Source organism: Fusobacterium necrogenes, from assembly GCF_900450765.1.
GTDB lineage: Bacteria > Fusobacteriota > Fusobacteriia > Fusobacteriales > Fusobacteriaceae > Fusobacterium_A > Fusobacterium_A necrogenes.
Map to the genome: position 1 here is coordinate 1,554,784 of NZ_UGGU01000003.1, position 15,092 is coordinate 1,569,875.

The 15,092-nt window shown below is 28.5% G+C and carries 16 protein-coding genes; 2 read left to right on the forward strand and 14 right to left on the reverse strand.

Annotated features, from left to right (window positions below; genetic code table 11):
* Together ispH and DYA59_RS07290 are read left to right on the forward strand one after the other, a co-directional pair.
* Nucleotides 1–870, forward strand: a complete 870-nt coding sequence (ispH, locus tag DYA59_RS07285; RefSeq protein ID WP_115270821.1) for a 4-hydroxy-3-methylbut-2-enyl diphosphate reductase — start codon at nucleotides 1–3, stop codon at nucleotides 868–870.
* Nucleotides 870–2,492 carry a 30S ribosomal protein S1 gene (locus DYA59_RS07290; protein ID WP_115270823.1) on the forward strand — a complete coding sequence of 541 codons (1,623 nt, stop codon included), beginning with the start codon at nucleotides 870–872 and terminating at the stop codon, nucleotides 2,490–2,492. Before ispH ends, DYA59_RS07290 begins: the two co-directional genes overlap by 1 nt.
* Before the next feature lie 192 nt (nucleotides 2,493–2,684).
* On the opposite strand, the gene gpmI is transcribed toward DYA59_RS07290, so the two are convergent.
* From gpmI to DYA59_RS07360, 14 genes are all read right to left on the reverse strand, one after another.
* A complete protein-coding gene (gene gpmI, locus DYA59_RS07295; RefSeq protein WP_172606965.1) occupies nucleotides 2,685–4,202 on the reverse strand; it encodes a 2,3-bisphosphoglycerate-independent phosphoglycerate mutase in 1,518 nt (505 codons plus the stop codon).
* 25 nt (nucleotides 4,203–4,227) lie between these two features.
* On the reverse strand, nucleotides 4,228–4,980 hold the full coding sequence (gene tpiA / locus DYA59_RS07300; protein WP_115270827.1) for a triose-phosphate isomerase: 753 nt from the start codon (nucleotides 4,978–4,980) through the stop codon (nucleotides 4,228–4,230).
* 92 nt (nucleotides 4,981–5,072) lie between these two features.
* On the reverse strand, nucleotides 5,073–5,693 hold the full coding sequence (locus DYA59_RS07305) for a chemotaxis protein (RefSeq protein WP_115270829.1): 621 nt from the start codon (nucleotides 5,691–5,693) through the stop codon (nucleotides 5,073–5,075).
* Between the two features lie 13 nt (nucleotides 5,694–5,706).
* On the reverse strand, nucleotides 5,707–6,348 hold the full coding sequence (locus DYA59_RS07310; RefSeq protein ID WP_115270831.1) for a ComF family protein: 642 nt from the start codon (nucleotides 6,346–6,348) through the stop codon (nucleotides 5,707–5,709).
* The gene (locus tag DYA59_RS07315) at nucleotides 6,317–6,526 is read right to left on the reverse strand and encodes a zinc ribbon domain-containing protein (RefSeq protein WP_115270833.1); all 210 of its coding nucleotides are present in this window, start codon (nucleotides 6,524–6,526) and stop codon (nucleotides 6,317–6,319) included. The genes DYA59_RS07310 and DYA59_RS07315 overlap by 32 nt, the downstream gene beginning before the upstream one ends.
* Nucleotides 6,510–6,872, reverse strand: coding sequence for a YraN family protein (locus DYA59_RS07320; protein ID WP_115270835.1), 363 nt, complete (start codon nucleotides 6,870–6,872; stop codon nucleotides 6,510–6,512). Before DYA59_RS07320 ends, DYA59_RS07315 begins: the two co-directional genes overlap by 17 nt.
* Nucleotides 6,862–7,482: a ribonuclease HII gene (locus tag DYA59_RS07325; RefSeq protein WP_115270837.1), complete on the reverse strand. Its 621-nt coding sequence runs from the start codon at nucleotides 7,480–7,482 to the stop codon at nucleotides 6,862–6,864. The genes DYA59_RS07320 and DYA59_RS07325 overlap by 11 nt, the downstream gene beginning before the upstream one ends.
* On the reverse strand, nucleotides 7,472–8,428 hold the full coding sequence (locus DYA59_RS07330) for an RluA family pseudouridine synthase (RefSeq protein ID WP_115270839.1): 957 nt from the start codon (nucleotides 8,426–8,428) through the stop codon (nucleotides 7,472–7,474). The genes DYA59_RS07325 and DYA59_RS07330 overlap by 11 nt, the downstream gene beginning before the upstream one ends.
* 807 nt (nucleotides 8,429–9,235) lie before the next feature.
* Complete coding sequence (gene brnQ / locus DYA59_RS07335; RefSeq protein ID WP_115271530.1) at nucleotides 9,236–10,516, reverse strand: branched-chain amino acid transport system II carrier protein; 1,281 nt, start codon at nucleotides 10,514–10,516, stop codon at nucleotides 9,236–9,238.
* Between the two features lie 654 nt (nucleotides 10,517–11,170).
* On the reverse strand, nucleotides 11,171–11,728 hold the full coding sequence (locus DYA59_RS07340) for a ferritin family protein (RefSeq protein WP_115270841.1): 558 nt from the start codon (nucleotides 11,726–11,728) through the stop codon (nucleotides 11,171–11,173).
* 128 nt (nucleotides 11,729–11,856) lie between these two features.
* The gene (locus DYA59_RS07345; RefSeq protein ID WP_115270843.1) at nucleotides 11,857–12,549 is read right to left on the reverse strand and encodes an SDR family NAD(P)-dependent oxidoreductase; all 693 of its coding nucleotides are present in this window, start codon (nucleotides 12,547–12,549) and stop codon (nucleotides 11,857–11,859) included.
* A 10-nt stretch (nucleotides 12,550–12,559) separates the two neighbouring features.
* On the reverse strand, nucleotides 12,560–13,555 hold the full coding sequence (locus DYA59_RS07350; RefSeq protein WP_115270845.1) for an SPL family radical SAM protein: 996 nt from the start codon (nucleotides 13,553–13,555) through the stop codon (nucleotides 12,560–12,562).
* An 18-nt stretch (nucleotides 13,556–13,573) separates the two neighbouring features.
* Nucleotides 13,574–14,230, reverse strand: a complete 657-nt coding sequence (locus tag DYA59_RS07355) for a suppressor of fused domain protein (RefSeq protein WP_115270847.1) — start codon at nucleotides 14,228–14,230, stop codon at nucleotides 13,574–13,576.
* Nucleotides 14,227–15,042, reverse strand: coding sequence for a 5'-methylthioadenosine/S-adenosylhomocysteine nucleosidase family protein (locus DYA59_RS07360; protein WP_115270849.1), 816 nt, complete (start codon nucleotides 15,040–15,042; stop codon nucleotides 14,227–14,229). The genes DYA59_RS07355 and DYA59_RS07360 overlap by 4 nt, the downstream gene beginning before the upstream one ends.
* Nucleotides 15,043–15,092: the final 50 nt, after the last annotated feature.

Sequence of the window (15,092 nt, forward strand, 5' to 3'; positions counted from 1 at the left end):
ATGAAAATTATAAGAGCTAAACATATGGGATTTTGTTTTGGAGTTTCTGGAGCTATAAATATATGTCATAAAATTTCTAATGATGAAAAAAATAAAAATAAAAAAATATATATTTTAGGAATGTTAGTTCATAATGAATATGTTGTTAACCAACTTTCAAAGCAAGGATTTAAAATTGTTCAAGAACTTGATATTTTACAAGGAAGAGATAAACTTCAAAGAGGAGATATTGTAATAATTCGAGCTCACGGAACATCAGAAAAAATATTCGAAATTTTAAATAAAAAGAAAGTAGAAATCTATGATGCAACATGTATATTTGTAACACAAATTAGAAAGACTCTTGTAAAAATGGAAGAGAATGGATATGATATATTATTTATAGGTGATAAAAATCATCCAGAAGTAAAAGGAATAATCTCTTTTGGTAAAAATGTAACAGTTTGCAATGATCTAGAAGAATTAAAAAATATAGTAATAGATCCAAAAAAAAAGTATTGTCTTTTAACACAAACAACTTTAAATAAAAAAAAGTTAGAAAAAATAAAAAGTTATTTGGAAAATAACTATCAAAATGTTAAAATATTAGATAAGGTATGTGGGGCTACTCAAGTTAGACAAGAAGCAGTAGAAGAATTAGCCCAACAAGTGGATATGCTTATAGTTATTGGAGGAAAAACAAGTTCAAACACAAAAAAATTGTATGATATTTCATTAAACTTTAATCCTAATACCTATTTAGTTCAAGATGAAAATGATCTAAGAAAGGAATGGTTTGAAGGAAAGAAAAAAATTGGCATAACCGCAGGAGCATCTACACCAGAAGAAATAGTTATTAAAATAGAAAATCAAATAAGGGGGATTCATTAATGTATAATAACGAAAACTATGATGAATTTGAAGCTCTGCTAAACGATTACTTACCAGCAGAGGAAAAAATAAAGGTAAGAGTTACGGGAACAATTGCACAAAGAGATAGAAATTTTGCTTATCTTGATGTACAAGGACAACCAACAAGTGTTAGAGTTAGAAATGAAGAGCTTTTAGCTTATAACATAGGTGATGAAGTAGAGATTCTTTTAGTTGGAGAAACTGAAGATGGAGAATTTATAATTGGTTCAAGAAGAAGAATTGATATGGAAGATAATCTAAAAAAATTAGAAGAAGCTTTCGAGAAAAAAGAGATAATTACAGGAAAAATTATAAAAAAAATAAAAGGTGGATATATGGTAGAGGCTATGTTCCATCAAGGATTTTTACCAAATTCTTTATCAGAAATTAATATGAAAGATGGAGATGACTTCATAGGTAAAGAAGTTCAACTTATGATAAAAGATATTCAAACAGAAAAAGACAAAAAAACTAAAAAAATAACTTTTTCAAGAAAAGATATCACTTTACAAAAAGAAGAGCAAGAATTCTCTCAGTTAAAAGTAGGAGATATAGTTGAAGCTGAAGTAACCGATGTATTAGATTTTGGACTATCTGTAAAAATAGGTCATCTGAGAGGATTTATTCATATCTCTGAAACATCTTGGAAAAAATTAGAAAAGTTAACTGATGAATATAAAAAAGGCGATTCTATTCAAGGAAAAATTATCTCTTTAGAACCCGAAAAGAAAAATATCAAACTTTCTATAAAAGCTCTAACTAAAAACCCTTGGGATATTGTAGCTGAAAATATTGGAGTAGGCTCTATAGTCAATGGAAAAGTAACTAAATTACTTCCTTATGGAGCATTTGTAGAAATAACTGATGGAGTAGAAGGACTTATTCACATGTCTGATTTTACTTGGAATAAAAAAAGAGTAAATCTTGCAGAATTTACACAAGTAGGAGATCTTATAAAAGTAAAAGTACTTGAATTTGTTCCTAGCGAAAGAAAATTAAAGTTAGGAATAAAACAACTTTGTGAAAATCCATGGGATTCTGCAGAAGAAAGATTTGCTATTGGTAAAGAATTATCAGCAAAAGTTTTAGATATAAAACCATTTGGACTATTTGCTGAAGTTGAACCTGGAGTAGATGTATTTATTCATCAATCAGATTACAATTGGCAAGGAGAAACTAGTAAAAAATTCTCTATTGGTGATAGTATAAACTTTAAAGTTATTGATTTAAATATGGAAGATAATAAAATTAAAGGAAGTATTAAAGCTTTAACTAAGAGTCCTTGGGAAGTAGCTCTTGAAAATTATAAAGTTGGACAAACTGTAGAAAAAGAAATAAAAAACATTATGGATTTTGGTTTATTTTTAAATTTGAGCAAAGGTATAGATGGATTTGTTCCTGCTCAAATGGCATCTAAAGATTTTATTAAAAATTTAAAAGATAGATTTAAAGTTGGAGATATTGTAAAGGCACAGATCATTGAGATAGATAAAGAAAAACAAAGAATCAAGTTATCTATTAAAAAAATAGAATTAGAAGATGAAAAAAGAGAAAATCAAGAACTTTTATCTAAATATGGAACTTCTTCTACTGAAGAATAATCATCTAAATTTGGAGATTTCATAAACTTGATTTCTCCTTTTTTATTTTCAATCTTTAAATAATAAGGTTAGATTATTTAGATATTTTCAAATGAAAATTAAGAATTATTTTATTTATAAAAAGTTACAACTATATCAAAAAGGAAGTCAATCAATTATTGATGACTTCCTTTTTATCCTTCTAACAATTATTTACTTAACTAATAAAGATTTTCCATTCATCTCTTCTGGCTTAGCAAGCCCTAAGATATCTAACATAGTTGGAGCTATATCAGATAATTTTCCATCTTCTAATTTAGCATTTTTATACTCATTAGAAACTAAGATAAATGGTACATTATTTGTAGTATGAGCTGTGAAAGGAATATGAGTTTCAGGATCTTCCATTAACTCTACATTTCCATGGTCAGCAGTTATAAGTAATGTTCCTCCAAGTTCTAAAACTTTTTCAGAAACTTTAGCTATACATCTATCTACTTTTTGTACTGCAGCTACAGCAGCATCAAATACTCCTGTATGTCCTACCATATCTGGGTTAGCATAGTTTACTATAATTACATCATACTCTCCAGAGTTTAAAGCTTCCATTAGCCCTTCTGTTACTCCACAAGCTGACATCTCTGGTTGTAAATCATAAGTTGCTACTTTTGGTGATGCAACTAATTTTCTATCCTCTCCAGCAAATTGCTCCTCTTTTCCTCCATTGAAGAAGAAAGTTACATGGGCATATTTTTCGGTTTCAGCAGTTCTTAATTGTTTCATTCCAGCTTTTGCTAAAACTTCTCCAAATGTATTTGTAATATCTTTATCTTCATATACAACTGGAGCATCTATTGTAGAATCATATTGACGCATACAATAATATTTTACTCCTAAGTATTCTCTTTCAAATCCTGTAAACTCTTTATCATTTAAAGCTCTTGTAATTTCTCTTGCTCTATCTGGTCTAAAGTTAAAGTTAATAAATACATCTCCAGCTTTTATAAGTCCATTAACATCTATAACAGTTGGTACAACAAACTCATCTGTTTTCCCTTCTGCATAAGAAGCTTCTACTGCCTCTACTGCTGAGTTAGCTTTATTTCCTACTCCTAAAACCATAGCATCATAAGCAAGTTTTACTCTATCCCAGTTCTTATCTCTGTCCATAGCATAGTATCTTCCAGAAAGAGTAGCTATTGTTCCTTCTCCTATCTCTTTCATCTTAGCTTCTAGCTCTTCTACAAATCCTTTAGCTGATTGTGGAGCTGTATCTCTTCCATCTAGAAAAGCATGTACATAAGCTTTTACTCCATATTTTTTAGCCATAGCTAAAAGACCAAATAGATGCTCTATATGAGAGTGTACCCCTCCATTTGATAAAAGTCCACCAAAATGAACATTTTTTCGATTAGCAACAGCATATTCAAAAGCCTCTTTTAACACAGGATTTTCATATATTGTTCCCTCTCTGATATCTTTTGAAATCTCTACTAATGGTTGATATATTATTCTTCCAGAGCCTATATTTAAGTGTCCTACTTCTGAGTTACCCATTTGTCCATCAGGTAATCCTACTGCCTCTCCTGAAGCTTGTAATTCAGAATGAGGATACTCATTCATAAGTCTATTGAATGTTTCAGGGTTAGCAGCAGTTATTGCATTTTTTTGCTCTGGATTTTTATTTATTCCCCAACCATCTAATATCATTAACATTACTGGTTTTTTCATTATTTTTATTCCTCCTAAAATTTGACTACTTTGCAGCTAAAACTATTTTAGCAAATGAAGCTGCCTCTAATGAAGCTCCTCCAATTAATCCACCATCTATATCAGCTTGAGCTAATAATTCAGCAGCATTTTCAGGTTTCATTGATCCTCCATATTGGATTACCATTTCATCAGCTACTGCTCCAAACATAGATTTTAATACTTCTCTTATCTCTTTATGAGTCTCTTGTGCCATTTCTGGAGTAGCAGTTTTCCCTGTTCCTATTGCCCATACCGGCTCATAAGCTATGATTATATTTTTAGCTTCTTCAGCAGTTATATCTTTTAATCCTTCTCTTACTTGAGTTTCATTTACTTCAGCAGTTCTTCCAGCTTCTCTATCTTCTAATTTTTCTCCAACACATAGGATAGGAGTCATTCCAGCTGCTAATACAGCTTTTACTTTCTCATTGATGAACTCATTTGACTCTTTGAAGTATTCTCTTCTTTCTGAGTGTCCTAAGATTACATATTTTACTCCTATTGCTTTTAACATTGTAGGAGAAACTTCCCCAGTGTAAGCTCCTGATGATCTTGGATATACGTTTTCTGCAGCTATCTCTACATTACTTCCTTCTACTGCTTTTACAGCATCAGATAGAGCTGTAAATGGAGCTCCTATTACTATTTTTACTCCTTTTATATCTTTTACTAATCTTTTTAATTCAGTAAGCATTTCTACTGCTTCTGTATTGGTTTTATTCATTTTCCAGTTTCCAGCTATTACATTTGTTCTCATTATACTCCTCCATCTTTTTTCTATTTTCTTATTTTAAATCTTATCACAGAGATTATCAATTTTCAAATATTAGATTGATCAGTATCTAACTCTTAGTTGAGCAATCTTTTACGATTTTCTTCATCTAAGATGTCATTATAATAATTCTCAATATTTTCATAAAAGTCTTTAAGTAGGTTACCTATAGAAAATTCCAGCATCTCAACAAACACTTCATAATCTTGAGCATCATATGCCTTTTCAATTCGTTCCATTTCTTGCTCAAATTCAATTATATATTCATCAAAATCACTATATAGAAAATCTAAATCTCCACTAGCCTTCATAAGCAATAATAAGTTATAAAACCATCTTAAAAAAATTCCTCTTTCCACCATTTCTATTTCAGTGACAACAACAGCTGCTCTACCTACATTAGTGGGATCTTCATCAGCATAATCAAAAATTGAAAAAAATAAATCAATTTGTTCCTTTGCTCTTAATATTGAATCTAATAACATTTCTCCTTCTGTTTTTGTAATAACTTCTATCAATCTTAAATCCTTTAAATCTACTATAGAATTTTCTTTTAATTTTTCTCCATTAATATAAAATTTATAAGGGACTTTATTGCTCAGAGTCAACTGCTTTGTAATTTCATTAATCATTCTCCCAAAACTTTTAAATTTTTTCTGCTTCAATTTCATCTTTTTATTATCTACGTACAATTCCATCTTTTCTCCTAAATCACGGTTTAAAAATTTTTGAAACTGCTAAAGAAAAAATATATATGCTTTCAGGAGATGCAATTTTTGTTATTTCTTTTACTATTTCTTTTATTGTATTTCCTGTAGTTACTATATCATCAACTATCAATACATTTTTTCCATTTATATCTAAATTCCTATTTTTAAAAGCATTATATATATTCTTTTTTCTGTCCTTGCTATCAAGTAATTCATACATATGTTTAGTATTTTTTTCTCTTATTATTCTTTTGTATTCTATTCCACATCTATCAAGTAAATCTTCTATCTGATTAAATCCTCTTTCTCTTTCTCTTTCTTTACTTATAGGAACAGGTAAAACTATATCTATTCTTTTTTCTTTAATAAGACTCTTAATCGGATCTTTTATTAATAAAGCTATCTCATATCCAAGATTTCTTCTATTTTTCAATTTAAAATCAGCTATTAAACTTTTTATTTCTTCGTTATAATAGTATAAATAATAATAATTTTTTATATTTTTTATTTTTCCTTTTCTTTTCAATAAAAAGTAACATTCATTACAAATATAATTATTTTCTTGGGAAATTTTTTTACATATTGGACATCTTTGAGAAAAAACTAACTCTTTAATATTCTGGACAAAGTTTCTTTTTTTCATCTTTTTCCATATTCACTATTTTTGCAGAATATATCTCTGTATACCCACAATTCAGACAAGTTTTTATATAATAAGTTTCAAATTCTAATTTTAAACCAGGGCTTTTCTCTGGAATAACTGTTGTTTTTACTTGGTATTTATCACAACCACATTTTATACATTTAAAATCCAATTTCATCACCCCATGTTAAATTTTTTGTCCAAGATATTTTTTCCCCTAAAAAACTTATACAATCAAACCTAGTCTTAGATGATAATTTTTTATTCAACATTAGATATACTTTAGCAGCATTATATATCCTTCTGATTTTTTTATAGTCTACTGCCTCTAAACCATATCCATATTTTAAAGTTTTTCTATACTTCACTTCTACAAACACAATAGTATCTTCAAATTTTGCAATTATATCTATCTCTCCAGCTTTCACTCTATAATTTCTTTCTACTATTTCATATCCACGAGAGATAAGTAGCTTTACAGCTTTTTCCTCATACTTATCTCCTATCTCTCTATTATTTTGCATTTTCTCCTAGTATCTTTGTCAAAAAAGTTTTTCTATGGATAGGTGTAACTCCACATTGTAAAATAGCTTCTCTATGAGCTTTCGTTCCATAACCCTTATGTTTTTCAAAATGGTATTCTGGATATTTTTTCCCCTCTTCTACTAATTGCCTATCCCTTGTAACTTTTGCAATTATAGAGGCTGCCGCTATTGATAGACTTTTTGTATCTCCTTTAATTACTGGCTCCTGTTTTCTAATATACTCTCTTATTTTAAAATTTCCATCTACAAGTACTAATACATCTATATTAGTTTTTTTTCCTAATTCCTCTATTGCTCTTCTCATAGCTAAAAATGTAGCATTTAATATATTTAATTCATCTATCTCTTGTACAGAAGCTATCCCTATCCCTACTTCAAAATTTTCCATAATTATATCAAAAAGTTTCTCTCTCTTTTTCTCAGTAAGTTTTTTTGAATCATTTATCTCCTGAAGTTCTTCTGAATATCTTTTTAATTTTACAGCAGCTGCTACAACATTTCCAGCAAGAGGTCCTCTTCCAGCTTCATCTACTCCTATTATCTCTTGGCCCTTTTCCAAATCAAATTGATAAAGTAAATTATTTTCCATTTTCTATCTCACTTTCTATTTTAGATATATCTACTCCCACATGTTTTGCTGCCCTTTTAAAATCTTCAGGCAGTGGAGCTATCACTATCATCTCGGTATTTTTTGTAGGATGTGTAAATTTTAATCTATATGCATGTAGCATCTGTCTGTCTGCACCATCACTTCCATTTCCATAGGTAGTATCTCCCATTATTGGATGATTTAAATATTTCATATGTACCCTTATCTGATGAGTTCTTCCAGTTTCTATTCTCACTTTTACTAGAGAGTGATTCTTCCCTTCATCTAGTACTTCATAATTTGAAATAGCCATCTTCCCATTCTCATTTACAACAGCCATTTTTTTTCTATCTCTGCTATCTCTCCCTATAAAAGTTTCAATCCTTCCACTCTTATCTTTAAAAATTCCTTTAGCTATACATACATAAGTTTTCTCTAAAGTTTTTTCTTTAAACATCTCTGAAAGTTTTCCATGAGCTTCATCATTTTTGGCTACTACTATTACACCACTTGTATCTTTGTCTAGCCTATGAACTATTCCTGGTCTTATCACTCCATTTATCGTAGATAAATCCTTTATATGGTATAAAAGAGCATTTACAAGTGTACCACTGTAATTTCCATGAGCTGGGTGTACCACTAGATTTGGAGCTTTATTTATAACTACTATATCACTATCTTCATAAATAATATCTAATGGTATATCCTCAGGAGTCAAATCTAACACTTCATCTTCAGGGATATTTACTACTATTATTTCTATTCCTTTTAATTTATTTCCACTCTTAGTAACTTTTTTTCCTTGTATCTCTACCAAACCATTATCAATTATTTTCTGAATGTATGATCTTGTAGCATCATCAATCAACTCATTTAAAAATTTATCTATTCTTTTTCCCTTATCATTCTCATTAGTACAGATTGTTAATGTTTCTTTTATAAGCATAAAATTACCTCTAACTCTATCTACATTTATATTATATCATAATCAAATTTTTTTGTAAAAAAATATAAGAACTTAAACAAAATATTTTTCAATCTAATATTTTCTTTCTTAAAAACTAAATTTTTCTGATTTTAATCGATCAAAAGTCTTCTTCCTCTCCTCTATTATTTTCTCATATTTTCTGTATAATTGATTTTTTAAACATAGTACATTATATCAAGTATTCAAAATGGAGTAAATTATTTTTTATACTTAGTATTTTTTATAAAATGAAGGAAGGTTATGAAAATAAGTATTATTTACTATTATGTCTCTGAAGCAACTAAAAATATGGTAAAGTAGCTTGCATTAACAATATCTAAATTTGAAAATCTTAAAACTAAAAGTTTCTCTATAAATGATATAGATGACAACTTAATTAAAAAAAGTAAAGGAATTTCAACTCCTTACTTGTATGGCAAGACATAAGTGCTGAAATGGAAACCGATTATCTAATTCTGCACTGAAAAACTAGAAGAAACTTTTGTTATTCTAATTACATGCATAAAGATAGAACACAAGCAATTAAAAAATATTTTAAACTATATAGCTAATATTAAGTATACTCACTTATTCAATCAGTACTATGTTTGATACTACTGTTACCCATTTAGAAGTATTTCTATAAAAAGAAAAATTAATAACTTCAGTATTTTTTGCTGAACGTTTTTCAAAAAATTTTAAAAATTTTTTATTAGATCAAATAATTTTATATAAAATAAAGAAAAGAGAATAGTAATTTATCTATTACTCTTTTCTCTTTATAATTTATTTTTTTATCTTTTCTATCATACCAAATATACCCCCGACTACTATACTTGGTAATATCCAAGCTAAACCATAATCTTGAAAAGGTAGTTTTAAATAAAGATTATATACTAGTGCTGGACAAGTTCCTAACATTTCTGATGCTTCAATAGCTCCTATAATTCCAGCTCCAATTACAGATCCTATAAATATTCCCTTGTTTTGTAAATATTCTTTAAACAAATTTAGAATAATCAGAACTATAGCTATTGGATAAATAAATACTAATATTGGAGCAGCCACTTGAACTATTAAATCAACGCCAAATCCAGCAAATATTAAACTCACCAATACATTTATAACTACTATCTTTTCATATCTCATTTTAAATATTGAACTAAAATAATCTCCAACAGTAGCAGTAAGTCCTATTGCTGTTGTAAGGCAAGCTCCAGCAACACAAATTCCTAAAAGCATACTTCCATTTTTTCCTAAAAGCTCTGCGACAATAGTATTTAAAAGCTGAGTAGTTCCTTTATTTTCTAATACTGCTGTCGAAGTTGCACCTATATATAAAAGCCCACCATATACTATTGCAAGTCCACATACAGCTATTGCACTAGCTTTCAACAAAAAAGATAACTGTTCTTTTTTTCCTAACTCTTTATTTTTTGCAGTTATTGTTTTTAAAATTATGCTTGCAAATATTATGGCAGCAAGAGTATCCATAGTTTGATAACCATTATAAAAACCATATTTAAAATTATTTGTAGTTTCTGTTGATACTACCTCTCCTATAGGAGTAGATATTCCTTTAAAAATTATTATAGTCAATACTATTAAAAGAATTGGAGTCAATATTTTTCCTATTCTATCTATTACCTCACTTTCTCTTAAAGAAAAAAGTAAAACTACTCCAAAATAGATTATTAAAAAAATATATTTAACTATTGAACTTTCATTTCCTATATAAGGAGTTATCATTACTTCAAATGCTGTTGCTCCAGTTCTTGGTATAGCTAAACAGGGGCCAATTGCTAAAATTAAAACTGTATTAAAAATTCTACTAAAAATAGGAGAAACTTTATCTGAAAAGTGGTCTAATTCTGTTCCTGCAAATCCTGAAGCTATTATTCCCATTAATGGGAATCCTATTCCTGTAATACAAAATCCTAAAGCTGCTAATTTCCAGTTATCTCCTACTATATATCCAACTGTTGGTGGAAATATTAAGTTTCCTGCTCCAAATAACATTGCAAAAAGTGCAAATCCTGTTAATATAATATCCTTCGTTTTGTAAATTTTACTCACTCCTTTTTTAACTAAAAATTTATAAACTATATAAAATTATTTTATACTATTTTTTTAGACATAAATTACTTATAAAGTATACCATTTTTTATAAAAAACGTCAATTTATATCTTAAATACAATATATTTTTATAAAAAAAGTTAAATAGCATTAAAAAACACTTTACTTAGTTCTCTTTTTTATAGTTTAGTAACTAAATAAAATATACCAAAAGATATATATATTTTTAAAATATATATTCTATGATATTAATATGTTAAATTTTTTAACTCATGTCAAAAAACATTTTAACAATGATCATTTTCTTTATATCAAAGAGATTATTCAAAAATTTCTTACTAAATTAATTGTTCATATTCTTCCTAAAAACTTTAAAATGATTGGAAAACTTAGTATCTATTTAAGAAGAACTTCATATTTCAATATATCTACAAACTCAATTTGCTGAAAAGAATATGGTTACTAGAGGTGATATAAAATCAGTTTTTTGTACTACTCATATTTTTATTTTTTATTAGAAAAATCAAATTATAATTTCATTAGATAAAAAAAAAGCCAAAAGAATTAATTCCTCTGACTCTTTCTTAATTATAAAAATAGTAAAACATTTAATAGTTTACTTATTTGATTTACCTCAAAATTTATTATAATTTTTTTCCAAAATATCTTTCTAATAACCCTGTGAAAGCTCTTCCATGTCTTGCCTCGTCCTTCGCCATTTCATGAACTGTATCATGAATAGCATCAAATCCTAGTTGTTTTGCTCTCTTAGCAATATCAAATTTTCCTGCAGTTGCTCCATATTCAGCTTCAACTCTTCTTGATAAATTCTCTTCAGTAGAAGTAGTTACACATTCTCCTAATAATTCTGCAAATTTAGCTGCATGCTCAGCTTCTTCAAAAGCAATTCTCTTATAAGCTTCTGCTACTTCTGGATATCCTTCTCTGTCAGCCACTCTTGACATTGCTAGGTACATTCCAACTTCTGTACACTCTCCTTCAAAATTAGCTCTTAATCCCATGATTATCTCTTCATCTCCACAAGCTAATCCTTCTCCAACTTTATGCTCAGTTGCCCAAACTCTTCCTTCTCCTTCTACTACTTCTTCCCATTTGTCTTTTCCAGCCTTACATACAGGACAAACAGTTATCGCCTCATCAGTTATAATTTCTCCACAAACTTTACATCTCCATTTTGCCACTTTAATTTCCTCCTTAAATTTCTTTTAATTTATTTCTATTTTACTTTTTTGTAATCATTTCACTTTTACTACAGTAATAATATACTATATATTACTCTTTTTGTCAAGTATTTTTTTATTAATTTAAATTATTTCCTTTTTATCTGATGTCTCTGTGGTTGTAATATTACTTCTGTAATCACAGTTCCCTCTCTCTGAAACAAAATATTTTCTACAAAAGCTGCTACACATTCTGGGAGAATATAACTTTCTTCATCTTCTCCCTCTTTAAAATTTAATTTATCATAGAAAGGAGTTTTTGTTATATCTGGTAAGATAGAAATTACCTTTACTCCTGTTTTTCTTACTTCATCAAATAATCCCTTAGAAAAATGCACAAGCCCAGCCTTAGTAGCAGAGTATGCACAACCATATGTACTAGCTTTAGTAGCTGTAATAGATGATATATTTATAACTGTTCCCTTTCTCTTTTTCAAATCTCTAAGAAGAAGCTGAGTTAAAATAAGAGGGGCTTCTAAATTAAGAGCTATCATCTTATGGAGTTTTGTAGGGTTTATCTCTTCATGAGGTCCAAAATATCCTACCCCTGCACAATTAATAAGTATATCTATATCCACTTCTTTTTTTAATTTTTTTACCATATCCTCTATATTTTGATACTTTATAAGATCACAAACAATTGGGTAAAAATTTGAAGAATCTATATCAACCTTACTAAAATCTCTTCCCACTCCATAGACACTATATCCTATATCTAACATCTTTTTTGATATAGCCAGTCCTATTCCAGACGTAGCCCCTGTTATCAATACTTTTTTCATCTTCTCTCCTCTATATAAATATTTTGCTTTCCTCTACATATTCTAGTATCAATTTTTTCATATACTCTAACATCTTACTATTTTCATCTAATGGATAACTATATACCCCATCTTGACATTGGAAAGGATAATTTAATATCAATGAGTTTTTCCTATTATTTTTCATTCTCTTCATATACTCTTTAGATATTCTAAAAGTTCCAATACTTACATCTAAAATCTTTTTACTATCTATCTCTTTAAAAGTTTCTCTTACCATCTCTCCGTAGATTTCATAAAAATTCTCTATTTTTATCATAGGGTCAAAACAGATTCTTACAGTCCAACCACTATCTATTAAAGTTTTAGCTGATTTTACTCTCATCTCAAAAGGTACAGTACCTCTCTCATGTTCTTGAGCAAATTTCTTAGGAGATATTGTCCATGCTATTACAAAATTAGGATTAGGTTTTAAATCTTTAAATACCTTTATACTTGCACTTTTAGTACGTAACTCTATCTTGAGATTTTTATGCTTAGCTACAAAATCATACCATCTCTTCACAAATCCTGTTACCTCTTCAAGAGCCATCAAGTCCGTATCATAAGAAATACAGATATACATAGATTTCTCTTTTAATATCCTCTCTATCTCTTGAAACATATCTTCTAAATTTACAAAAATAACTATATTTCCAGAGGAATATACCCCTTGAAGATAACAGTATTCACAATCATATACACAATTTAAAATAGATGATGAGTAATAAAAATTCTCATTCCCAAAACTTTCACACACCTTTGCTCCCTCATAGAGATAATTTTCCTTTTTCACTGCTAATATTAGTTTAGGTGTCCTTTTTTGTAGTGAAAAATTTTGATTATTTTTAGAAAAAATCTCCTTATAATCATCTATCTCTACTATTTGAGAATTTGGAAATCTTTCAAAAATTTTTTTACTCTCCTCATACTCTTTTGCTTCCTTTTCAATATATATGTGAGAAAAACTTTTATTTAATAAATTCATCTATTAAAATTATCCTTTCTATATAATACTCTTTCTATTATAGTCAGTAATATCTGTTTTTAATTTTTTTAATAACTCTTCTACTTTTAACTTATTACTATCTATATTTTTTAATTCATTATCAGTAGCACCTACTAACTCTACAAATTGTACCTTACCATTAGGTGTAGATATCTCTCCTGCCATATCAAGAGTCGTTACAAAACCTGTTATCTTAGATTTTTTATTAGAATCTATTCCCTCTTTTTGCCCTGTCCAAATATACTCATTAGGCTGGAATATCTCACCTGTTTCAAATACATATCTAGCTAACTCTTGTAATATGGAACAGATATTTTTTAGCTCCCTGTCCTTTATATCAAAGTCTCTTTTTTTTCTCTTTTTCTGTTCCTCTGTCATCTTCAATTTAAATGTAAGCTCAAAACCATATCCACTATACTCCATATCATCACTCTCTTTTTCATAGAGTTCACTAAAACCAAAAGTTACAAAGTGATAATATCCATCTCCTCTAAATATACTTATTCCATCAAGAGGGTCATCTCCACCTAATCTTGATGAAACTTGAGCGTGGAAATGTATCTCCTCCTGCTTAGGATAAAGTTTTTTAAATCTTTTCTCTATTGCATCAAAACCAGCTGTATCAATTATCTCAAATTCGTTATTCTCTTTCATCTTATCTCCTTGATCTCCTCTAAGATTTTTTTACTATCTCTCTTATCTTTTATCTCTACATCTCTATATTTTTCCAAAATTTCATTTATATTTTTTCCTTGTAATTTATAATAAAGTAACAAGCTTTTTAATTCATTTTCCATAGTTGCTGTAAATCTAGCGTTTTTTATAAGTTCCTCTACCATATTTTTTTCTTCTAAAGTGAAATCCATCTCCTTTTCTACTTTAAATTTTTCTCTCTCTATCAACCAGTTATCTATCTGAGGAAGAGATTTTAAAATTAACTCCTCCACTTGGTTTTGCTCTACCTCTCTATCTAAATAATCAGATACTATCTTTATAAAATTTAGTTGGTAACTTTGAAAAAAATATGTAGTAGCTTCAAAAAGACCTGCCCCCTCCATATCTACTAAATCTCCTACAACCTCATCTTCACAATATACTAGGGTATTAAAACTCTCTAAGCTCCCTTCCTTAAAGGAATGATTAAACACCATATCTGGATAATAACTTTTCTCCAACTCTGAATTTATTATTTTATTACATAGGACTATATCCCCTATACTATATTTTTCACTCTTAGCTCCACAGATTCCAATATTTAAAAATATGTCATCTTCATCTATCTCACTTTGGGAAAAAATATATGTCAAAGCTATTGCACTTTTTAAAATTCCTACTCCTGTTATTATCAAAGTAACTCTCTCATTTTTAAAAACTTGTAATTTTTTTATACCATTATCTCTTTTTAAATTAAAATACTTTATAATAGGTTTTGCTTCTATTCCTAAAGCTACTGAAATATATATCATCTTCTCTCCTCATTTTTTAAATTAATAGAAATACAATATATGTATTTGTA

Bases quoted from the DNA above. Each gene is read 5' to 3' on its own strand.
- DYA59_RS07315 (WP_115270833.1), bottom strand. From the start codon at position 6,526: ATGAAATTGGATTTTAAATGTATAAAATGTGGTTGTGATAAATACCAA.
- DYA59_RS07360 (WP_115270849.1), bottom strand. From the start codon at position 15,042: ATGATATATATTTCAGTAGCTTTAGGAATAGAAGCAAAACCTATTATA.
- DYA59_RS07305 (WP_115270829.1), bottom strand. From the start codon at position 5,693: ATGGAATTGTACGTAGATAATAAAAAGATGAAATTGAAGCAGAAAAAA.
- DYA59_RS07350 (WP_115270845.1), bottom strand. From the start codon at position 13,555: ATGAATTTATTAAATAAAAGTTTTTCTCACATATATATTGAAAAGGAA.
- DYA59_RS07355 (WP_115270847.1), bottom strand. From the start codon at position 14,230: ATGAAAGAGAATAACGAATTTGAGATAATTGATACAGCTGGTTTTGAT.
- ispH (WP_115270821.1), top strand. From the start codon at position 1: ATGAAAATTATAAGAGCTAAACATATGGGATTTTGTTTTGGAGTTTCT.
- tpiA (WP_115270827.1), bottom strand. From the start codon at position 4,980: ATGAGAACAAATGTAATAGCTGGAAACTGGAAAATGAATAAAACCAAT.
- DYA59_RS07325 (WP_115270837.1), bottom strand. From the start codon at position 7,482: ATGGAAAATAATTTACTTTATCAATTTGATTTGGAAAAGGGCCAAGAG.
- DYA59_RS07320 (WP_115270835.1), bottom strand. From the start codon at position 6,872: ATGCAAAATAATAGAGAGATAGGAGATAAGTATGAGGAAAAAGCTGTA.
- gpmI (WP_172606965.1), bottom strand. From the start codon at position 4,202: ATGAAAAAACCAGTAATGTTAATGATATTAGATGGTTGGGGAATAAAT.
- DYA59_RS07290 (WP_115270823.1), top strand. From the start codon at position 870: ATGTATAATAACGAAAACTATGATGAATTTGAAGCTCTGCTAAACGAT.
- DYA59_RS07310 (WP_115270831.1), bottom strand. From the start codon at position 6,348: ATGAAAAAAAGAAACTTTGTCCAGAATATTAAAGAGTTAGTTTTTTCT.
- DYA59_RS07345 (WP_115270843.1), bottom strand. From the start codon at position 12,549: ATGAAAAAAGTATTGATAACAGGGGCTACGTCTGGAATAGGACTGGCT.
- DYA59_RS07330 (WP_115270839.1), bottom strand. From the start codon at position 8,428: ATGCTTATAAAAGAAACATTAACAATCTGTACTAATGAGAATGATAAG.